This window comes from Polaribacter sp. Z014 (genome assembly GCF_023555435.1).
Lineage (GTDB): Bacteria > Bacteroidota > Bacteroidia > Flavobacteriales > Flavobacteriaceae > Polaribacter.
Map to the genome: position 1 here is coordinate 25,989 of NZ_JALCZP010000021.1, position 21,628 is coordinate 47,616.

16 protein-coding genes are annotated in these 21,628 nt (G+C 31.2%); 13 read left to right on the forward strand and 3 right to left on the reverse strand.

The features are described from left to right. Nucleotides 1–15 precede the first annotated feature (15 nt). The 11 genes from MPF19_RS16145 (at nt 16) to MPF19_RS16195 (ending at nt 15,690) form a co-directional block, all read left to right on the forward strand. Complete coding sequence (locus MPF19_RS16145) at nt 16–810, forward strand: gluconate 5-dehydrogenase (RefSeq protein WP_249989263.1); 795 nt, start codon at nt 16–18, stop codon at nt 808–810. Nucleotides 811–879: 69 nt separating this feature from the next. Further along, nucleotides 880–1,974 carry a mandelate racemase/muconate lactonizing enzyme family protein gene (locus MPF19_RS16150; RefSeq protein ID WP_249989264.1) on the forward strand — a complete coding sequence of 365 codons (1,095 nt, stop codon included), beginning with the start codon at nt 880–882 and terminating at the stop codon, nt 1,972–1,974. A gap of 22 nt (nt 1,975–1,996) precedes the next feature. Then, a complete protein-coding gene (locus tag MPF19_RS16155; protein WP_249989265.1) occupies nt 1,997–3,043 on the forward strand; it encodes an aldose epimerase family protein in 1,047 nt (348 codons plus the stop codon). A gap of 15 nt (nt 3,044–3,058) precedes the next feature. Beyond that, nucleotides 3,059–4,168: a glycoside hydrolase family 117 protein gene (locus tag MPF19_RS16160; RefSeq protein WP_249989266.1), complete on the forward strand. Its 1,110-nt coding sequence runs from the start codon at nt 3,059–3,061 to the stop codon at nt 4,166–4,168. 37 nt (nt 4,169–4,205) lie between these two features. Beyond that, nucleotides 4,206–5,765: a sugar porter family MFS transporter gene (locus MPF19_RS16165; protein ID WP_249989267.1), complete on the forward strand. Its 1,560-nt coding sequence runs from the start codon at nt 4,206–4,208 to the stop codon at nt 5,763–5,765. A gap of 27 nt (nt 5,766–5,792) precedes the next feature. Beyond that, nucleotides 5,793–7,160 carry a family 43 glycosylhydrolase gene (locus MPF19_RS16170; RefSeq protein ID WP_166382888.1) on the forward strand — a complete coding sequence of 456 codons (1,368 nt, stop codon included), beginning with the start codon at nt 5,793–5,795 and terminating at the stop codon, nt 7,158–7,160. Between the two features lie 36 nt (nt 7,161–7,196). Beyond that, on the forward strand, nt 7,197–9,410 hold the full coding sequence (locus tag MPF19_RS16175; RefSeq protein WP_240914554.1) for a beta-agarase: 2,214 nt from the start codon (nt 7,197–7,199) through the stop codon (nt 9,408–9,410). A gap of 5 nt (nt 9,411–9,415) precedes the next feature. After that, nucleotides 9,416–10,696, forward strand: a complete 1,281-nt coding sequence (locus MPF19_RS16180; RefSeq protein ID WP_166382890.1) for a cadherin-like domain-containing protein — start codon at nt 9,416–9,418, stop codon at nt 10,694–10,696. A gap of 20 nt (nt 10,697–10,716) precedes the next feature. Further along, nucleotides 10,717–13,197, forward strand: coding sequence for a glycoside hydrolase family 2 protein (locus MPF19_RS16185; protein ID WP_166382892.1), 2,481 nt, complete (start codon nt 10,717–10,719; stop codon nt 13,195–13,197). Nucleotides 13,198–13,432: 235 nt separating this feature from the next. After that, the gene (locus MPF19_RS16190) at nt 13,433–14,668 is read left to right on the forward strand and encodes a T9SS type A sorting domain-containing protein (protein ID WP_249989268.1); all 1,236 of its coding nucleotides are present in this window, start codon (nt 13,433–13,435) and stop codon (nt 14,666–14,668) included. Nucleotides 14,669–14,919: 251 nt separating this feature from the next. Beyond that, nucleotides 14,920–15,690 (forward strand): SDR family oxidoreductase, encoded by a 771-nt coding sequence (locus tag MPF19_RS16195; protein WP_249989269.1) that lies wholly within the window; start codon nt 14,920–14,922, stop codon nt 15,688–15,690. Nucleotides 15,691–15,738: 48 nt separating this feature from the next. Here the strand turns inward: MPF19_RS16195 and MPF19_RS16200 are convergent, their stop codons facing one another. The 3 genes from MPF19_RS16200 to MPF19_RS16210 are packed head-to-tail and all read right to left on the reverse strand — an operon-like array spanning nt 15,739 to nt 19,064. After that, on the reverse strand, nt 15,739–16,590 hold the full coding sequence (locus MPF19_RS16200) for a class II fructose-bisphosphate aldolase (RefSeq protein WP_249989270.1): 852 nt from the start codon (nt 16,588–16,590) through the stop codon (nt 15,739–15,741). Between the two features lie 10 nt (nt 16,591–16,600). Continuing rightward, nucleotides 16,601–18,157, reverse strand: a complete 1,557-nt coding sequence (locus MPF19_RS16205; protein WP_249989271.1) for an L-fucose/L-arabinose isomerase family protein — start codon at nt 18,155–18,157, stop codon at nt 16,601–16,603. A gap of 4 nt (nt 18,158–18,161) precedes the next feature. After that, complete coding sequence (locus MPF19_RS16210) at nt 18,162–19,064, reverse strand: carbohydrate kinase family protein (protein WP_249989272.1); 903 nt, start codon at nt 19,062–19,064, stop codon at nt 18,162–18,164. Nucleotides 19,065–19,199: 135 nt separating this feature from the next. On the opposite strand from MPF19_RS16210, the gene MPF19_RS16215 reads away from it, so the two are divergent. Together MPF19_RS16215 and MPF19_RS16220 are read left to right on the forward strand one after the other, a co-directional pair. Then, nucleotides 19,200–20,045: an AraC family transcriptional regulator gene (locus tag MPF19_RS16215; RefSeq protein WP_249989273.1), complete on the forward strand. Its 846-nt coding sequence runs from the start codon at nt 19,200–19,202 to the stop codon at nt 20,043–20,045. A gap of 305 nt (nt 20,046–20,350) precedes the next feature. Continuing rightward, nucleotides 20,351–21,550: a DUF6786 family protein gene (locus MPF19_RS16220; RefSeq protein WP_208889864.1), complete on the forward strand. Its 1,200-nt coding sequence runs from the start codon at nt 20,351–20,353 to the stop codon at nt 21,548–21,550. The last annotated feature ends 78 nt before the right edge of the window (nt 21,551–21,628 follow it).

Consider the following 21,628-nt stretch of genomic DNA (forward strand, 5'->3'; position numbering starts at 1 on the left):
AAAAGAAAACATATAATGAAAGAATTATTTAATTTATCAGGTAAAGTCGCTCTTGTAACGGGAGGAACTCACGGAATTGGAATGGCTTGTGGGAAAGCTTTGGCTAGAGCAGGTGCTAAACTGTGTGTTAACGATATTGATGATGAAAAACTAGAATCTTGTAAAGCAGAATACGCTAAAGAAGGTATTGATGTTTTTACAATTAACTTCAATGTTTGTAGTGAAGAAGGTGTAGATAAAGGAATTAGTCAAATTGAAGCAGAAGTAGGTCCTATAGATATTCTTGTTAATAATGCAGGGATTATCAAGCGTATTCCAATTTTAGATATGCCAATTTCTGATTTTGAGCAAGTACTTAATGTAGATTTAGTTGCGCCTTTAATTATGGCGAAGCGTGTTGCTCCAGGAATGATTGAGCGTAGAGAAGGTAAAATTATAAACATGTGTTCTATGATGAGCGTTTATGGTCGTCAAAATGTATCAGCATATGCAGCAGCAAAAGGTGGTTTAAAATTATTGACTGCTAATATGTGTTGTGAATGGGCAAAATATGGCGTTCAAATAAACGGAATTGGGCCTGGTTATATAGCAACTGCTCAAACTGAACCGATTCGTATTGACGGTCACCCATTTAACGATTTGGTAATGACACGTACACCTGCAAACAGATGGGGAGAACCAGAAGATGTAGGTAATGCTTCATTATTCTTAGCTTCTAAAGCAGCAGATTTTGTTAATGGACAAGTTTTATATGTTGATGGAGGAATCCTTGCAAACTTTGGTTATGTAAAAGGAGAGAATGAAATTTAATATTTAATAAAACGGGTTTTTATAAATGCTGTAAAAACCCGTTTATTTTTTATTCCATAAAACAATGTAATGAGTACAAAAATAGCAAAGATAGAAACCAAATTATTTAAAGTTCCTTTAGCAGAAGTACTTTCTGATGCTAAACATGGAGACCATTTTCATTTTGAATTAGTAACCGTTACAGTTACTTTAGAAGATGGTAGTGAAGGAACTGGTTATACATATACTGGAGGTAAAGGTGGTCGTGCTATAAAAGCAATGGTAGAATACGATTTTACAGAAGCGCTAATTGGTAAAGATGGTGATGATATTGAAAGTATTTACGATTTTTTAGAATGGCACATTCATTATGTAGGTCGTGGCGGAATTGCTTCTTTCGCAATTTCTGCAATAGATATTGCTTTGTGGGATATCCGTTGTAAAAAACTTAATCAACCTTTATGGAAAGTTGCAGGTGGAACAAATAATACTTGTAAAGCATATTGTGGTGGAATTGATTTAATGTTTCCATTAGAGAAATTACTAGGAAACATGAAAACTTATTTAGCAAATGGTTTTAATGCAGTAAAAATTAAAATTGGTAGAGAAAATTTACAAGAAGATTTAGATCGTATAAAAGCAGTAAGAGAATTTATTGGTCCAGATGTTACTTTTATGGTAGATGCTAATTATTCTATGAGTGTAGAAAAAGCAATTAAAGCAATTGAAGGTTTTAAAGAATATAATATTACTTGGTTTGAGGAGCCTACAATTCCTGATAACTACAAAGGATATGCAGAGATCGTTAATGCAACAGGTTTTCCTTTAGCAATGGGAGAAAACTTACATACTATTCATGAATTTGAATATGCTATGGAGCAATCTAAACTAGCATTTGTACAACCAGATGCATCCAATTGTGGAGGTGTTACAGGTTGGTTAGCTGCAGCAAAATTAGCAGACAAAAATAACATACCAGCTTGTTCTCATGGAATGCAAGAATTGCACGTAAGTTTAGTTTCTTCTCAGCCCAATGCAGGTTGGTTAGAAGTACATAGTTTTCCTATTGATGAATATACAATGAGACCTTTAGTGGTAGAAAATCATAGAGCTGTAGCACCTAATACACCAGGAGTTGGAGTAGAATTTAATTGGGACAAACTTGCTTCTTATAAGCAAAATTAATAGCATTAAATAAAATATATTAATGAGTACTACAGTATCAATATTTGGAACTTTTAAAGAGCAAGAGGTAAATCTATTTTGTTTAAAAAACAGTAATGGTTTTGAAGTAAAAATAACCAATTACGGAGCTACAATTACTTCTCTAATTATGCCGGATAAGTATGGGGTATTAGAAGATGTTGTTTGTGGTTTTAACAAATTTGAGAATTATTTTTCAGAAGAATATAAAACAAACGCTCCATATTTTGGAAGTACTGTTGGAAGATATTGTGCACAAATTAAAGATTCTAAATTTGATTTAAATGGAGCAACTTATCAATTAGCCACTAATTGTGGTAACAATAATTTACATGGAGGTGTTGAAGGTTTTGATAAAAAAATATGGGATGCTAAAATTGTAGACAACAATAATGAAGCAAGTATTGAGATGTCTTTAGTTAGTGCAAATCTTGAAGAAGGATTTCCAGGTAATGTAATTATTAAAGTGGTTTTTACTTTAACAAATGCAAATGAACTTCGTATAGAATATAATGCAGTTCCTGATGAAGATACTCCCTTAGCAATAACGAATCATACCTATTTTAATTTATCAGGTTTTAATAAATCAATAGAAAATCATGAGGTTACAATTTTGGCAAACAAAAAGTTGGCAATGGATGAAACCGGTTCAGCTCTAGATAAAATTGTACATCTAGATAATGAAGTCGATGATTTAAGAAGTCCTAAAAAAATTAAGGAAATACAAGAAAAAATGAATGATGGGTTTGCTCATTATTACATTTTTAATAAGAGTGATTTTGAATTAAAAAAAGTAGCTAAATTTTTATGTAAAGAAAGTGGTAGATCGTTAGAAGTATCAACAACAGAACCTGGTGTACTATTTTATACAGGAACGTATACTTCAGACAAATTAGAAAGAGAAAATGGTCAGAAATTTGGAAAATATAGCGGTTTTTGTTTTGAAACACAGCGGTATCCAAATGGTCCGAATATTAAAAATTCACCAAAATCGATAACAAAAAAAGGAGAAGAATATAAAAGTGCAACTGTTTTTAAGTTTAAATATTAAGAATAAAATTTAAATATGAGTATCGAAATAACAGACGAGCAGCAAGATTTCTTAGGAATTACGAATAAAGGTAAGTTAAGCGCAGCAAGTAAAAGAGCTTTAAAATGGCCAACAAATTTGGGTAAAGATTGGTTTTTTGATTATCAGATTGAAGACTTGAAAGGTGATTTAGCTTATGAAGAAGGAGTGGTAAGAAGAGATCCTAGTGCTATTATAAAGTTTGAAGGAAAATATTTTGTTTGGTACAGCAGAAGTATTGGGCCAACTCAAGGATTTGGAGGGAACATTGCTGAAGACAAAGTTTTTCCTTGGGATAGATGTGATATTTGGTACGCAACTTCTTATGATGGTATTACCTGGAAAGAAGAAGGTTTAGCTGTAGAAAGAGGTGAATCTGGAACTTATGATAATCGTTCTGTTTTTACACCAGAAGTTATGGAGCATGAAGGCATGTTTTATTTATCATATCAAACTATAAAAGGAGATTATACAGTTCGTATAAAAAATGAAGTTGGTTTGGCTTGGTCAAATACACCTTATGGTTCTTGGGAAAAAAGTGAGGAACCAATCTTAAAACCTGCTGATAATGGTGTTTGGAAAGGTGAAACTCAAAATAGATTTGCAGTAGAGAAAAAAGGAGATTTTGATAGTCATAAAGTACATGACCCTTGTATTATACCTTTTAAAGGTAAATTCTATTTGTATTACAAAGGAGAACAAATGGGTGAAGCGATCACATTTGGAGGAAGACAAATAAGGCATGGAGTTGCTATTGCTGATAACCCAAAAGGACCTTATGTGAAATCGGAATACAATCCTATTTCAAATAGCGGACATGAAATTTGTGTTTGGAAATATAATGACGGAATTGCATCTTTAATTACTACAGATGGACCAGAAAAAAACACAGTTCAATGGTCTTCAGATGGCATTAATTTTGAAATTAAAAGTGTTATAAAAGGAGCTCCTCATGCAATCGGTTTAAACAGATCTGTAGATGCAGAAGTTCATCCTACTCATATTTTACGTTGGGGTTTAACACATAAATATATGAATGATGATTATCAATATATCCAAAGGTTTACAACTTGGGAAATGACACATCATACAGCAAAAGGAGAATAAACAACATAATAAAAACGTATTAACTAAAACTAAAAATATGTCGAGTAAAAAATTCTTTGTAATAAAAATTGCAGCTATTGTTGCTTTGGGTGGCTTTTTATTAGGTTTTGATGCTTCAGTAATTTCTGGAGTCGTAAAATTTATTGAACCAGAATTCAATTTAACAAAACTTCAATTAGGTTGGGCAGTAAGTTCAATTACTTTAACAGCAGCAGTTGGAATGCTAATTGCTGGCCCAATGAGTGATAAACATGGACGAAGAAGAATTTTAAAATTTGCAGCCATATTATTTACAATTTCTGCTGTGGGTTCTGCCTTAGCAGGGAATTTCTTTTGGTTAATTATTTTTAGAATGATTGGTGGTTTTGCTGTTGGTGCAGCATTAATTATAGCACCAATGTATATTGCTGAAGTTGCGCCTCCAGAAAAAAGAGGTCAATTAGTTTCTTTCAATCAACTAAACATTGTATTGGGTATTTCTATCGCATTTTTTACAAACTATTTAATTCTTAAATGGGGAAACTCTGATGCAGAATGGACTAAAACGTTAGGTTTTGATAAATGGAATTGGAGATGGATGTTAGGTTTAGAAGCTGTTCCTGCAATTTTTTATTACTTAGGGTTAAATTTGGTACCCAAAAGTCCAAGGTGGTTAATGACTCAAAATGAGAAAGAAGAGGCTTTAACAATCATGAAAAAGGTGGTTTCTGAAGAAGAAGCAGTTTTACAAATGAATGCAGTGGAACAAAATATTCATGAAGATAAGAATAAAGCAAAATCTAAGGTTAGTGATTTGTTTAAAAAATCAATGCGTAAAGTAATTATCATAGGAATAATTGTTGGTGTTTTTCAACAAATAGTTGGTATTAATGCTGTTTTGTTTTATGCCCCAATGATTTTTGAACAAACAGGTATTGGTACAGATGCATCCTTTATACAGGCTGCTTTAGTAGGTGTAACAAACCTAGGTTTTACAATAGTAGCTATGCTAGTTATTGATAAATTTGGAAGAAAACCTTTGTTAATTATTGGAATGGCAGGGATCTCTATTTGTTTATTTTTATTAAGTTATGGATTTAATGATGCTACTTATACGCTTTCACAAGAAGCAATAGCAAATCTTCCAAAAGAAATTAATCATGACCAAATTGTGCAACTTCAAGATAAAGTATTTGAAAACGATCTTGACTTTAAAGCTGCAATAGTTTCAACTTTAGGTGAAGAAAGTGCAAGAATACATGAGTCTACCCTTGTTACAGCTTCTGCCAAAATGAATACGCTTTTAATTCTTATCGGAATTATAGGATTCGTTGGGGCATTTGCAATGTCTATAGGTCCAGTAATGTGGGTGCTATTTTCAGAGTTATTTCCAACTAAGATTAGAGGTATTGCTATTGCATTTGTTGGGTTTATAAATCTTGGTGTTGGCTTTTTAGTTCAATTGTTATTTCCTTGGGAATTAGCATCGCTGGGTAATGCAGGTACATTTTTACTTTTCGGAATATTTGCAGTGATAGGTTTCGTCTTTATTTGGTTAAAAGTACCTGAAACTAAAGGAAAATCTTTGGAAGAATTAGAAGAAATGTTAGTTAAATAATTATGTATTTAGCTAAAGATTAATAAAATGAAAAATATATCAACTTTACTTATTTGTGTTATAATATTGCTTTCTTGTAAACAAGAAAAGCAACTATTTGTAGGCGTTAATCCAAATGCTTTAAAAGTAGATATAATTGTACCAGAACATGGTATGGCAGATCCTCATGCTTGGGTTAAAAATGATACCGTTTTTATAATTGCTGGTCATGATAAATCCTGGGATGCAAAAAGTGCTTTTCCAATGGATAGATGGGAAATTTGGTCATCCGCAGATTTAATAAATTGGAATTTCCATAAAAGTATTCTACCTACTCAAACTTATATTGGTGATCAACCAAATTGTTGGGCAGGTGATATTTGTGAACGAGATGGAAAATATTATTGGTTTTTTTCAAATCGAAATATAGATACTGGTGTTATGGTATCAGATAAAATAGATGGAGAATACAAAGATTTATTAGGAAAACCTTTATTACCAAAAGGAATTGTACCTGTCAATCCATATGACCCAGAAATATATATAGAAAACGATGTCTACACTATTTGTTTTGGAGTGAACACCTATTACATGGCCACATTATCTAAAAATATGAAGTCTTTAGAAAGTAAACCAACTTCTATTTCTGTTATTGATGCAACAGGAAAAGAAATTTCTACAGATGATAAACCAACGTTATTTAAAAGAGGAGATTGGTATTATTTAGTTTATGGGAACAAATATGCAATGTCTAAAAAATTATATGGTCCATACAATTTTAAAGGAGCTTTCTTAGCAGGGGGTCATACAAGTTTTTTTCAATGGAAAGACCAGCAATGGTATGTGTTACAAGAAAATCATGACATCAGTGCTTTTTATCGCGGAGCAAGTCTAAAACCTGTGTTCTTTAATGAAGATGGAACTGTAATTATCCCTAAGGATGATAGAATGTATCCCGGTCCTGGAAGAAACTGGAAGTTTGAAAACAGTACAATGGGTTGGAAATCATTACAAGGTACAACAGTAAATTTAAAAGAAAAAGGAATACTTACTGGTAATTTATCAGGCAAAAAAGCAATTATAGAAAGTGCGCCTTGGTTATATACAGATACGAGAGTTTGTAATAAAATTTCTTATACAATCAAAAATAATAGTGCTGCAACCGAAATGAAAGTAGCTATCTATTCTAGAAATGAAGATGCCAGTTTTTGGACTTCAGGTACAAAATCAATTGATTGGGAAAAACAAGAATGGATTACAATCCCAATAAAGTCAAATAGTACAGAATATGTAACATACATTATTAACCTTTTAGATTTTAAAGAAGTTAATGCTAGGTTAATGCAAATGGCAGTGCAACCTGCTTGTAATGCAGATAGTGGCACATGGGAAATTAAAAATATTTCTGTATTTTAAAAAATAAAAGAACTGCTCTAATAAAAACGATAAAAAATGAAGAAATTAACTAAAATAAAAACTTCAATGGATATTCTTCAAAAGAATAAATGGCAACTGATTATAGTAATTGGGTTGATTATAAACTTTAACTTCATGAGTTGTAATTCTTCTAAAAGTAATATTTCACAAAATGATTCTACAAATGAAGATGGTATGGTTTTATTTGACTTTGAGAATGAAACTCAAACTCAATTAGTAAAACCTCAAGATGCAACTTTCGAAATTATTTCATCAGAAAAAAATAATTATTTACAAGTTAACAACGGAAATACATTAAGAGAAACGGGCGTAAAATTAATGAGCCCTAACGGAAAACCTTGGAATTTGTCCTCTTACTATCAAGTAAAAGCAGATGTTTCTAATGTGGGTGATGAAAAAATGCAAGTAGAACTTTTTGTTGGTAATGATCCTGATGGATTGTTAAGATGGTATTGTTCAGATTATATCGATTTAAAACCAGGAGAAAGTAAAACAATCACTGTTAATTTAGCTTGGACTCCTTGGATTTTTAAACCACAAATAAAGATTAATGGTTTACGTGGAGTTCCTGGACAGATTAAAGCAGATTTAACGAAAGTTACTGAGCTAACTTTCTGTTCTAGATACAATACAGAACCTAATAATTTTACAATTGATAATGTTAGAGCTGTTGGTAAATATGAAGAAAAAAGCCCTGATGGATTTTTACCTTTCATAGATAAATATGGACAATATAAACATCAAGATTGGAAAAATAAAATTCATTCTGATAAAGAAATTAAAGAATTTGCTAAGGCAGAATTAGCTTATTTAGAAAACGGTAAAGGGCCAAAAGATAGAGCCACTTTTGGAGGTTGGTTAAAAGGACCAAAATTAAAAGCAACAGGTTTTTTTAGAACAGAAAAAGTAGCAGATAAATGGTGGATGGTGGACCCAGAAGGATATTTATTTTGGACAGCAGGTTTAAACTGTGTCGCTTCAAACTCAGTTTTTACAGGTGTTTCTCAACGAGAAAATTATTTTGAATATTTACCAAAAAAAGACGATTCTTCTGCTCAGTTTTATCAAGAAGTAGATTATGCAACCCATGGTTTTTATAAAGATAAGAGACCATATAAAACGTTTAACTTTTATCAGAATAATTTATATAAAAAATATGGTGATGATTGGTTAAAAACATTTCAAGATGTTGCTCATAAAAGAATAAAAGATTGGGGGATGAATACCGTTGGTTTTATGTCTGATATAGGAGTAACAAAACAAAAAAGAACAGCATATGTTGGTTCTATTTGGATAAAAGATACACCTAAAATAAAAGGTTCAGAAGGTTTTTGGGGAAAGTTTCATGATGTGTTTGATCCTAATTTTAGAATAGCTGTTAGAAATTCTGTAGAATCTCAAAAAGGAGGAGCTAATGATCCTTGGTGTTTAGGTTTTTTTGTTGATAACGAATTGTCTTGGGGGCAGTTAGGTTCTTTGGCTGTTGGTACTTTAAAAAGTCCAGAAAATCAACCTGCAAAGATAGAATTCATCAATGATTTAAAAAAGAAATACAAAATGGTTAATGCTTTAAACATCTCTTGGAAATCGTCTTATAAATCTTGGGAACATTTATTAACATCTACAGAAATACCTAATAGAGAATTCGCAAAAACAGATTTAGTTAATTTTTATAAGAGAATTGCAGAAACATATTTTAGAACTATTAATGAAGAGTTAAAATCGGTTGCTCCAAATCAAAACTATTTAGGTTGCCGATTTGCTTGGGCAAATAATGATGTTGTTTTAACAGCTGCGAGTCATTATTTAGATATTATGAGCTTTAATAAATACGAATATAGCATTGCAGATTTTTCGTTACCAAAAGGAGTTGATAAACCAGTTATGATTGGTGAGTTTCAGTTTGGTGCTTTAGATAGAGGAAGTCTACATGTAGGAATTAAAGCTGCAAAAGACCAAACAGAAAGAGGAGAAATGTTTAAAAGTTATATACAAGGAGCATTAAGAAACCCAAATATCGTTGGTGCTCATTGGTTTCAATATATAGATGAACCAAATACTGGACGTTTTGATGGAGAAAACTATAATGTAGGTTTTGTTGATATTACAGACAATCCTCATGAAGATTTTATAGAAAAAGTAAAAGAAACTACCTATTCTATGTATGAATATAGAAAGAATAACAATTTAGAAAACAAGAATTCTAATCAATCATTATCAAAAAAATAAAAACCATGAGATTAAAAAAACGATATATAAAAACAAATTTAATTATTTTATTGATAACTACGATAGTTATAGTTGCTTGCGGAAGTAGCTCAACAGAGCCCGAAGAACCACAAGAAATAAACGATACACCATCAGCAGTTGATGACACTTTAAGTGTTGATGAAAATAGTAGCTCTGGGACTTCAAATCAAGTAAATGTAGCTTCAAATGATCATTTAGGAAATGATGGTGGAGGTACTGATAATTATAGTATAAAAACTGATCCAACTAATGGTACTATAACTGAAGTAAGTGATGGTGTTTTTGAATATATCCCTAATGCTGATTATTTTGGAGATGACAGTTTTGCATATAATATAACAGATGTTGATGGTGATGTAGATTCTGCATCGGTTGCAATAACTGTAACAAAATTTGCACCAAGTGCTAGTGCTTTTAGTAATATTGATCCAAGTCTTCCTTCATTTGTTTCTATTGAAGATACAACTCCAACAGATAAAAAATGGGTAAAGTTTGAATCGATGTCTGATGAATTTGATTCTTGGGATAGCAGTAAATGGTTTAAATCTACTTGGAATTATCCTGCTCCCGTTTACATGTCTCAGTCTATACAAAACTCAGGAGTTACAGACGGTAAATTGTGGTTAAAAGCAACTTTAAATGAAAGTAACCCTGATGGGAGATGGTTTCAAACAGCAAGAATTCATTCTATAGCTGAAACACAATATCCTATGTACACAGAAGCTAGAATAAAATCTTCTCACATTTCTGCCTACAATACATATTGGTTAAATAATGGTGATATTAATAACAGAGATGAAATTGATATTATCGAGAACAACTCAAAACCTTCTTGCAATGGTTGTCAACCTGAATTTCCAACAAGAATGAATTCGCAATATTTTCATGCTGATGCAAGTAAATCTCCAGTGGAAATTAGAGATGAAGACAATTTTATAAACACCAATTTATCAAATAATAATCCTTTAAAAGGAGTAAAATGGAATGAAGCATATCAAACTTTCGGAGTTTGGTGGAAAGATGCTAAACACATTCAATTTTACTTAAATGGAGAACCTGCTGGAAGTGTTGTAGTAGGTGAAGATAGAGGGGGACAAACATATGCAGGTCGTGAATTTACGCGTGATTTAGAAATAATATTTGATTTATGGACGAATGAAGGAAACTATCTAGGTGGTCTTCCTCCTAAATCAGATTTAGGTGATGATACAATTAATACCATGAGAATTGATTGGGTAAGAACATGGAAATTAGAAGATAAATAAGAATATAAAAATAGAGATAAATGAAGAATATTAGTCAAGAAGAAAGAGACTACTTAGCTGAACAAGGCAAAGAGTCTAACGAAAAAGTTGTTTTTGATTTAAGTGGAAACAAATGGCAATTTGAAGGTATAAGGCCAGACGAAGGTGTTAAAGTTGGTTTTCATGAGTTAAACTTTGATATTACAGGAGATTCATTTAATTGGTCTTTTGCGAAAGTTCCTGGAGATGTGTATACAGATTTATGGAGAGCAGGTAGAATAGAGGATCCGCATTTTGGAAGAAATAGTGTAAAAGCAAAATGGGTTCCAGAAAATGAATGGTGGTATAAACGTCAGTTCGATGTACCTAAAAACATGTTTGAGAAACACATTCAATTGGTTTTTGATGGTGTAGATTTTGGATGTGATGTTTGGTTGAATGGAAAATTTTTAGGTTCTCATGAAGGAATGTTTTCAAAATTCAAGTTTGATGTATCAGAAGATATTCGTTTCGAAAACTTGCGTTTCGGAACCAATGTTTTAATGGTTCGTTTACATCCAGCACCAAGAAGATATAGTCAAGTTGCAGGACGTAAACCTGCGTGGCATGGAGATTATTGGGTAAGTTTACCTCCAACAGGAATTTGGAAACCAGTTTATTTAGAAGCAACAGGTAAGGTTACTATTGAAGATACGTATGTAAAACCGGTTATATTAACTGAAGATTCTGCTCGTTTAGATGTAGAAATTGAGTTAAAAAATCATGAAGATGCTGAAAGAGAAATAGCTATTAACATTGAAGTTGAAGGTGAAAATTTCGAATCTAAAACGTATCAAGTTCAGCAAAAAGTTAAAGTTTCTAAAGGAACTAATAACTATGAAATCAGTTTAGATATTGATGGTGCAAAACTTTGGTGGCCTTGGGATTTAGGAGATCAAAACTTATATAATGCTAAAGTTACTGTTATTGAAGGTGAAGATACTTTATTAGACACAACAGATACTTCTTTTGGAATTCGTGAAGTAAAAATGGTACACAATCCTGGGTTTACTTTAGAACAGGTAGAAAATCCTTGGACAGTTATGATTAATGACAGACGTCATTTTATGCGTTCAGGAACTTGGGGAGGACCACCAGATATTTTTATGGGTCGTGCACATCCAAGTAAATATGTAGAGTTAATTCGTTTAGCAAAAGAATGTAACTTTAATAACTTAAGAATATTTGGTTGGCATCCAGAAGAAATTCCTTTATTCTACAAATTATGTAACGAAGCAGGTATTACAGTTTGGCAAGATGTTTTACCATTAGCAAGTTTGTCTTTACCAAAAGATGAAGAATTTAAACAAGCTGTTTTTGCAGAAGCTATTTCATCTGTAAAAGCGCAACGTAATCATCCTTGTTTAGTGTTATTAGAAGGTTCAGAAGAATTGTTTATGACAGCTTCAGACCCAGAACACAATTTAGAATTTGTAAATGCACTTGGTGAGGCTATTAAACCTTATACACCTTTACATTTTATACCTTCTTCACCTTTAAGTGATGAGGTTGGTTTAAATTTAGGTTTTAAACCAAACGAAAGTTTCCATGCGAATGATTTATTCTATGGTGAAGGAGAGTTTGTAATGGAAGAATATTTCCCTAGTTTAGATTTTGCAGTAATTCCTGAATTAGCAATTTCTTCTTGTCCGAATGTAGAAAGTATTAAGAAGTTTATTCCTGCGGATGAAGTATGGCCTCCAGGACCAAGTTGGGGACACCATTGGACAGATTTTGATGCACTAAGAACTTTAAATTTTGAAGTTTTAGGAGATCAAAGTAGAGATGGTTTAGAAAAATTTGTTGAAGCTACTCAAATTTCACAAGGGGTTATTTTTCAATATGCATTAGAGCATTTTAGAACGAGAAAACCTAAAACAAGTGCTGTTTGTATTTGTCACTATATCACTTTTGCTCCAGATATGAAATGGGGAATTGTAGATTATTATCAAGAGAAAAAATTATCTTTTGACTATGTGAGAAAAGCATATCAACCTGTTTTAGTTACGATGAAACACAATAATAGACGTTGGTTACCAGGAGAAGAATTTAAAGGAGAATTATGGGTTGTAAATGATTATTATAAATCATTTAAAGACTGTAAAGTTACTATCAAATACTTGGATAATAATAAATCTGTATTCAAAGTAGAAACGTTTGATATTTCTGAAATTGGAGGAGATAGTTCAGGGAAATTTGTTGATGTTTCTTGTAAAGTTCCAGGAGTAATAGGAGATAAATTCTATACAGAAATTTCTCTTGTTGATGCAGATGGAAATTCTATTTCTGAAAATGACTATATGTTATTAGTAGCAGATAAAGAAAAAGATAGAAAAGAATTAAGAGCTATTGGTTTAGAAGCTTTTGAAACGAAGGAAAAATTTGGTTGGGCTAGTTACTTTAGATATTACCCTAGTTTAGGTGGTGAAGATGGAGTTCCAGAAGCGGATCAAAAAATGCCAATTGCAAGAGGTTTTGAGTAAAAAGTAAAGCTTATTTTATAATTTTAAAAGGGATAATTCAATTTTATATTGAGTTATCTCTTTTTTTTTCTCGAATTTTCCTAGATTCAAAAATAGTTGTAAAGGTCTTAGGTGTTGATTTATAGTGAATTTTATGCAGGTTTTGTTGAAGTATTTAGCTTGTCAAGTTTTAGTTCAGTTAAAAAAGCAACTTTTAATTACAAGATTAATTAGTTTAGCTGAAAATATAAAGAGTATGATGAAAAATACATTAATAATACTAATAAGTTTGTTTAGTATTTCAAATTTAGCAAGTCAAGATTGGAACGGAATTGCAGTTCCTGTAACATTAGATGGAGGAGATACTTGGGTGTTACAATCTAATGTTTCTGACGATTTTAATTATACAGCTCCTGCTGCAAACAAAGGAACTACTTTTAAAAGTAAGTGGGATGATTTCTATCATAATGCTTGGACAGGTCCTGGTTCTACAGTATGGACTAGACAACATTCATCAGTTGATGGAGGTGAACTAAAACTAACAGCTACTAGATATTTAAGTAGTAGTGTTAATGCAGGTGCGATCCATTCTAATAATACAATTCAATATCCTGTTTATATTGAAGCAAAAATTAAAATAATGAACTCTGTTTTAGCAAATGGAGCTTGGTTATTAAGCCCAGATGATACTCAAGAAATAGATTTTATGGAAGGTTATGGTGCTACTTATTCTGATAGTGCACAAGAAGATGTTTCTTGGTATGCAGAAAGAATGCATGTTAGTCATCATGTTTTTATTAGATCACCTTTTCAAGATTGGCAACCAAGTGAGACATCAACAGGAAATGGAAATCCAGCACCAAATCCAACTTGGATTACTAGAAATGACGGAGCAGGAAACATTAATTGGAAAGATGATTACCATACGTATGGTGTTTATTGGAAAGACCCTTGGCATGTTTACCATTTTATAGATGGTGTTCAGGTTACTAAAAGAGAAGGTAAAGATCAAATTGATCCTTTATATTATACAAATTCAGTAAATCAAGGGGACTCAAGCAATGATACTAGAACAGGGCTATCTAAAGCAATGGATATTATGATAACTGTTGAAGAACAAGGGTGGAGAACTACAAATGGCAAGTCTGTTATACCAACAAACACAGAATTAGCAAATACAGAAGACCATACATTTAAAATAGATTGGATTAGAACATATAAACCTAGTAGTAGTTTGTCTGTTAATGATATTAAAAACAATTTAAAGGTTGATGTTTTTCCAAATCCTTCTTTTGAGCTGGTAAAAATTAATTCTAGTAAGTTAATTAATAAGATAGATTGTTTTGATATTAAAGGTCAATTGATAGCTTCTAAAAAGTATGATGATGCTTCTGTTACTTTTAATGTAGAAAAGTTTGCTTCTGGAGTTTATTTCTTAAAAATTTCTGCAGAAGACGGATCAAATTCAAGACATAAGATTGTGAAAAACTAAAGAAGTTGTTTGTTTTTAAAAAAGGATAAATTGGTTTATGACTGAATTATCCTTTTTTTTATGCTCTAAAAAACATAATATTTAGTTTTTGAATAATCAAATGAATACTTTTTAATATTAGGTAAAAAATAAAATAATTTGACATAATATATAAAAGTAACTTACTGACTTTGTGGAGGTAGTTAAAATAGTAATAGAGTATTAAAAATTATAAGAATGTAACTATATTTATGCCCAAAAAGAACATTAAAATGAGTGTATTAAATAAATTTAGTTTAGAAGGTAAAACAGCTCTGGTTACAGGTTGTAAAAGGGGAATTGGAAAAGGAATGGCAATCGCCTTGGCAGAAGCAGGTGCAAATATTATTGGCGTTTCTGCATCTTTAGAAAAAGAAGGTAGTGCTGTTTCAAAAGAAATTGAAGCAAGAGGGAAAAAATTCACAGCTTATCAATGTGATTTTTCAGATAGAAAAGCAGTTTACAAATTTATTACAGAAGCAAAAGAAAATCATCCACAGATTGATGTTTTAGTGAACAATGCTGGTACTATTTTACGTGCCCCAGCTATTGAGCATTCAGACGAAATGTGGGACAAAGTTATTGAAGTAAACCAAACGACACAATTTATACTTACAAGAGAATTTGGAAAAGAGATGGTTAAAAGAGGTTCTGGGAAAGTAATTTTTACAGCGTCTTTATTAACTTTTCAAGGAGGCATTACTGTACCTGGTTATGCAGCAAGTAAAGGTGCTATTGGACAAATGACTATGGCTTTTTCAAATGAATGGGCGGGAAAAGGTGTAAATGTAAATGCGATTGCACCAGGTTATATTGCAACAGATAATACAGAAGCTTTACAAAATAATCCAGAAAGAAATAAATCTATATTGGAACGAATTCCAGCTGGACGCTGGGGAAAACCAGAAGATTTTGCAGGACCAATCGTTTTCTTAGCTTCAGACGCTGCATCTTATATGAACGGCTCTGTTGTTCTTGTAGATGGAGGTTGGATGGGTAGATAATTTAAAGAATTAAAAAAGGGTTAATTAATTTGATTAACCCTTTTTTATTTATACTAGTTCGTTTTTAAAATTTACAGCTTCCAAACGATTTAAAACAACATCTTTAATTCTCGGGATTACCTCTTTCATTAAAAATGGTGGATAAGCTCCATTTATATCTTTTCCAATTTCGTTATACAATTCTCTCATATATGTTGTATGAACAATGGTACCTACATTTAATTTTGCAACTCCCATTGTAATTGCTTTTTGGATATCTAAATCAGGGATTCCTGTTCCACCATGTAAAACTAATGGGTTGGGAATAGCTTCTGATATTTCTAATAATCTATCAAAATGAATTTTTGGAGAAGTAGGTGTAAATCCGTGAGCAGTACCAATACCAACTGCCATAATATGAGGGTTTGCTTCTTCAACAATTGCCTTTACGTCTGCAACACTTGCTAAAAAATCATCATCGCATTTTACAACAACATTCCTACCCATTATTTTTCCTATTTCAGCTTCTACTAAAACACCTGCAGATTCAGCATATCTAGTAACTTCTTTAGTCATTGCAATGTTTTCTTTTAAACTTTTTTGAGAACCATCAATCATCACAGAATCATACCCATCATCAATTGCTTGTTTACACATATCTACAGAAACACTATGATCTAAATGAAGATAAATAGGTTGTTTTGTGTAAGGCTGAATTCCTTCTACCATTTTTTTGCAAAGATAACTAGAGTTTAAATCCACAACAGGTGGATATGTCATTACCATTACTGGGCAATTTGCTTCTTCTGCAGCCAATGCAACAGCCTTCATATCGTAAATATCATTTACATTAAAACCGATTAAACATTTTTGAGCGGCTCTATAGTCTTTTTGTAATTGTATTAAATTTTGTTTTTTCATGGTATGGTTTTTAATAGTTTAGGTTTTTTTGAATACTTCTTCCTGTAGTTCCAGGTGCAACAAACTGTAGATTCTCTATGTTTGCCCAATGATTAAATTCTTTTAAGTCTTCTTGTATATGTCCTCTTCCAATAATCCAATGATGATCTAATCCGCTACTTAATATCGTTCCAACTACAGAAGAAGCAGCAACGTTTTTTGGATTTACTTCTCCATAAGCCCCTCTAAATCTCATGGGAGAATCTATAATTTCTCCTTCAAAAGAAAGCATACTAGAAGCATGTGGATATTGATATTTGGCAATTGTAATGTCTCCTTTTTCTAATAAGAATTCTAATAACATTCCGTAAGATTGTTCCTCATCATAATTATCTAAAATACTATGATTTCTAACTTCAAACCCTGTACCTTTTTTTAATAATTTTGTTGGAGAACCTCCACAATGCCACATTCCTAATTTATTTTCTTTGTCGTTAAGAATAGACATGTCTGTTAGAGTTGGCAATGCATTTCCGTTACTAATTTCATTCATAGTAACCATAGTAATTAAGGCGCCCATATCAGATTCATCTGCAACAGGAATTCCTAAATCTTGTACTAAAGCTCCCGCGCCATCACCTGCAATTTGATAATTGTCAAACAACTCAGGCCAATTTTTTAGAGCAACTCCAATATATTCACCTTTACGTGTATAATCAGCGATAGCTAAACTAAAACGAACTGATAAAAACAATTCTCTTTCCGTTACTCCTTGAAATTTACACGATTTAGAGTTGATTAATTTTTGAACAATTGCATCTACATCTTCTTTCTTAAATTTTTCTCCATGTTTCCATACGGTTTCAATATCTACTCGATCTACACTTAAACCAAAATGTTTTGCTATTGACATTTCGTTTAATTCACAGTCATAAAACCCAGGAACTCTCATTCCTCCAACCATTAAAATAGTTGCATGTTGCATTCTTTTTTTAGCACTTACAACTCTAATAAATTTGTCTAAAACAATGTCTAGTTGTTTCGATTTTGGTCTGTCAAAAACCCAAGAATATTTTACTTCAACCGAATTTAGTATGTTCAATAAAAAATTTTGCCCACACAATCTATTTGCTGTTAATCTTCCTCCGGTAATTTCATCATGAGACCAACTTAATAAAGGAATTTTGTTTTCTCTTAACCAATTTCCTAAAGCCAAAGCCAAATCACCAGCAATGTAAGAAGCTTGGTAAATGATTAAACCACTCATACCTTCAATATTAAAATCGTTTAATACTTTTAGTAATTCCTTTTTGGTTTGTACAGGTTCTTTTAAAGCTAATAATTGATTGTTTTCACCAAAAACACTTTTAGTTTGTTCTATGGCTTCAGTGTAAGATCGCTTTGCTTTTTCCCAATCGAAATGCAATTCAAAACCGATTCCAATTAATCCGATTTTTACATCTTTCTTTTCAGGTGCTTTTTCAATTAGTTTTTCCATCTCATCAGATACAATTCCTTTTCTGAATAAAATATCTACGTTTGGGTTTAACGAATCAAAAGTTTGTTCTTCTAGTGTGTTTACGATCATGATTCTATTTGTTTTTTATTATTTCGTTTACTTCTTTTTCTGATGGAAAATAACTTCTCCCACCAAAATGAGTAGCAATTATAGATGCATATGCAGAAGCATATTCCATACGTTCAGCTAAGTTTTTTCCTTTTAATAAAGCGGATGCATAAGCGCCATGAAAAGCATCTCCACAGCCAGTAGTATCTACAACTTTAGTAGAAAAAGCAGCTTGATGTACTATTTTTTTATTTTCTAAAGCCCAACTTCCATTTGCGCCATCAGTAATCACTAATTGTCCATTAGTTATTAAGTTTAATGCGTTTATGCATTCTTCAGATGTGTTTAATTCAGTAATTAGTTGAGCTCCTTCTAAAGGCAAAATGATATGATTTCCTAATGAAATCATTTCTTTTAATACAGAAATATCTCCAGCTTCAATATCTAAAACTGAAGGAATGTTGTATTTATTGGCTATTTTTAAAAGTTCTAAATTTCCAACAACATCATATCCATCAACCAATAATAATTTACAGTTTTTAATCCAATCTTCATTGATGTCTTTTGTTTGAAGAGGTTTGTAATTGTTTGTTGAATAAAAAACGGTACGATCTCCATTTTCTGGGTTTACTTCAACAACAGCAATAGCTGGTTGAAAATTATCACTTTCTAATAGTAGAGAAGTATCAACTTCACATTTTTTTAATTCTTCATTAGCAATTAAGCTTAATGTATTATTTGCTTTATAACCTAAAAAAGCGGTTTTCAAATTGCTTTTGGCAATGACACAGGCCGCATTTCCTGCGGGTGCACCACCTTGTATTATTATATTTGATACTTCGTGTTTTGCTCCTAATTTTACTTTAGAAGGCACTTCAGTCAAAATATCGACAACCATCATTCCTGAAACTATAACATCAAATTGCATGTTTAAACTCTTTTAAATTATAGTGTAAATGTACTACGCCTTTAAAGTGTTTATTAAATACAGAATTATTCATAAAGTGTACTATTTTTCCATATATTAGATATATTGAATTCTTAATGTGAAAATACATACATAATGAAAGCTGTTTTTGAACCAATTTCTAATACTTTAAATCAATCTTTTCATTATGGAGTTTTCGAAAAGTTAGAGTTTCAAACTCCTTGGCATTATCATCCAGAATGGGAACTAACATTTATTACTGAAAGTACTGGTATCAGAAGTGTGGGTAATTCTATACAAGCATATCAACCAGGAGAATTGGTGTTATTAGGTCCGAATTTACCTCATTGTTGGAAAACAAATAGAAGTACAAAAGAACTTGCTAAATCTACTGTGATTCAATTTAGAAAAGATGTATTAGGAGATGGTTGGATGGATAAAGATGAGTTTTCTTTGATAAAAAAAATGTTGATTAATAGTAACTTCGGATTAATGTTTAATGATATTACTGCAAAAGATGTAGGTGGTAAAATGGTTTCAATGAAAAAAATGTCACCAACACTTAGGCTAATAGAATTTATAAAATTACTTCATGAATTATCTTTAGAAAAATATGAAGTACTAAGTTTAGGAGCACGTTTTAATGTGAATTCTTTGGTTTCAGATAGAATTAAAAATATTATCGATTTTGTGGATAAAAACTATCAAAACAAAATTGATGCTGCGCAATTAGGTGATTTAGTTTTTATGACTCCAGTTTCTTTTTCTAAGTTTTTTAAAAAGACATTTAATAAAACGTTTACTGCCTATTTAAATGAATATAGAGTTAGTAAAGCTTGTGAATTATTAAAAGAATCTGAAACCTCGGTAGAACAAATAGCTTTTGAAACAGGTTATCCAAATATTTCTTTTTTCCATAGAAAATTCAAGCTATTTTCAAATAAAACGCCTGCTCAGTATAGAGCAACATTCTTCAAATAATAAGATTATATTCTTTATAGTGTTCTAAAAATAGCCACTTTTTTTATTTAGTATATATCATCTAATATATTTTTTATTTCGTTAGGATTCCTATTCTGAGATTAATTGAAAATTCTTTAAGCATTTTATAAAGTAGATGAATAATGCAAAATCATTTAAAATTAGACTTGTCAAGTTTTTATCAAGAAGTAATACTGATGACCTATAATGATAATACATCGTTTTTAATTAAATTTAAACATGAGGATAAAAAAATAATGTGTACCTTTTTTGAGAGGGCAAAATAATACAACTAATTAAAAAAGATGGATATTTTACAAAGTGGTAAAAATACTGTGAGGGTTTTATTATTTATTTTATTGATGATATTAGTTATGAATTGTAAAGAAAATATTAAAGAAAGAAATTTTGGAGAAGCGTTAGAAAAATTACAAACTATTGAAGGTTTGGAAGTTTTACAATCTGGAGAATCTATGATTGCTGTTTCTGGTAAATACCAAGGAAGAATATTTACAAGTTCTTCTAATGGTTTAGAAGGTAAAAGTTATGGTTGGATTAATTGGGATTTGATTACTGATAAAAAAGACCAAATAACAATGGCAAGATTGGGTGGTGAAAGTAGAGTTTGGTTTGGCCCTGAATATGGTAAATTTGCTACTTTCTTTGAGCAGAATAAAAGGCAAGAAGGAGAGGATATAAAAGTGCAAGAAGATTTAAATTCTAAGCAATTTAAAAAAGTAAGTAGTTCTAAAAAATCGATAACATATCAAGCTGATTTACAGATTGTAAATGCTAACAATTATCTATTTAAAATAAATACAAAACGAAAAATTTCTATTCTAGATAGAAAAACAATTAATACTGATTTAAAAATATCTTCGGATATTGATATTTCTGTAGTAGGTTTTAGTGCAGAAACTTGGTTGAAAAATATCGATTCCATTCAATGGACTAAAGACAAAGGGCTTTTATCTATTTGGGAAATAGGAAGTATATTAACATCTGTAGATACCAAAGTTATTATTCCTTTAGAAAAACCTTTAGATAGTTTAAAAACATATTTCGGTACCAAAGAAAAAACTAGATATCAAATAAAAAATAATACACTTTTTTACAAGAGTGATGCTCAATTATTAGGGAAAATAGGAATTCCACCAGAAAATACTAAGAATATTATGGGAAGTTATTCTCGTAAAAACAATTTGCTAACCATTGTTACTTTCAATTTTAAAAATGATGGTGATTACTTAAATTGTTTTCCAAAAAACACTGCTCCTTACGATGGAGATGTAATTAATATTTTTAATGGCGAAGTAAATAAATCTTTGGGCTACAATTGGCCATTTTATGAGTTTGAATCTTTATCATCATCCAAAGAATTAAAACCACAAGAAGAAATATATCATAAACAAACTACTTATCATATAGAAGCAGATTTTGTTGAGTTAAATTTAATTTCAAAAAAACTATTAGGTATTGACCTAAATGAAATTCCTGTTTTTTAATAATGAAATAATCTTTTAATTACTAACGTTTTATGTTTTGTTCAAGTTTTTGTCAAGTTGTAAATCAATCATTTTTTT

Excerpts from the sequence above, each read along its gene's own strand:
- MPF19_RS16145 (WP_249989263.1), top strand. The coding sequence starts at position 16 with ATGAAAGAATTATTTAATTTATCAGGTAAAGTCGCTCTTGTAACGGGA.
- MPF19_RS16150 (WP_249989264.1), top strand. The coding sequence starts at position 880 with ATGAGTACAAAAATAGCAAAGATAGAAACCAAATTATTTAAAGTTCCT.
- MPF19_RS16155 (WP_249989265.1), top strand. The coding sequence starts at position 1,997 with ATGAGTACTACAGTATCAATATTTGGAACTTTTAAAGAGCAAGAGGTA.
- MPF19_RS16160 (WP_249989266.1), top strand. The coding sequence starts at position 3,059 with ATGAGTATCGAAATAACAGACGAGCAGCAAGATTTCTTAGGAATTACG.
- MPF19_RS16165 (WP_249989267.1), top strand. The coding sequence starts at position 4,206 with ATGTCGAGTAAAAAATTCTTTGTAATAAAAATTGCAGCTATTGTTGCT.
- MPF19_RS16170 (WP_166382888.1), top strand. The coding sequence starts at position 5,793 with ATGAAAAATATATCAACTTTACTTATTTGTGTTATAATATTGCTTTCT.
- MPF19_RS16175 (WP_240914554.1), top strand. The coding sequence starts at position 7,197 with ATGAAGAAATTAACTAAAATAAAAACTTCAATGGATATTCTTCAAAAG.
- MPF19_RS16180 (WP_166382890.1), top strand. The coding sequence starts at position 9,416 with ATGAGATTAAAAAAACGATATATAAAAACAAATTTAATTATTTTATTG.
- MPF19_RS16185 (WP_166382892.1), top strand. The coding sequence starts at position 10,717 with ATGAAGAATATTAGTCAAGAAGAAAGAGACTACTTAGCTGAACAAGGC.
- MPF19_RS16190 (WP_249989268.1), top strand. The coding sequence starts at position 13,433 with ATGATGAAAAATACATTAATAATACTAATAAGTTTGTTTAGTATTTCA.
- MPF19_RS16195 (WP_249989269.1), top strand. The coding sequence starts at position 14,920 with ATGAGTGTATTAAATAAATTTAGTTTAGAAGGTAAAACAGCTCTGGTT.
- MPF19_RS16200 (WP_249989270.1), bottom strand. The coding sequence starts at position 16,590 with ATGAAAAAACAAAATTTAATACAATTACAAAAAGACTATAGAGCCGCT.
- MPF19_RS16205 (WP_249989271.1), bottom strand. The coding sequence starts at position 18,157 with ATGATCGTAAACACACTAGAAGAACAAACTTTTGATTCGTTAAACCCA.
- MPF19_RS16210 (WP_249989272.1), bottom strand. The coding sequence starts at position 19,064 with ATGCAATTTGATGTTATAGTTTCAGGAATGATGGTTGTCGATATTTTG.
- MPF19_RS16215 (WP_249989273.1), top strand. The coding sequence starts at position 19,200 with ATGAAAGCTGTTTTTGAACCAATTTCTAATACTTTAAATCAATCTTTT.
- MPF19_RS16220 (WP_208889864.1), top strand. The coding sequence starts at position 20,351 with ATGGATATTTTACAAAGTGGTAAAAATACTGTGAGGGTTTTATTATTT.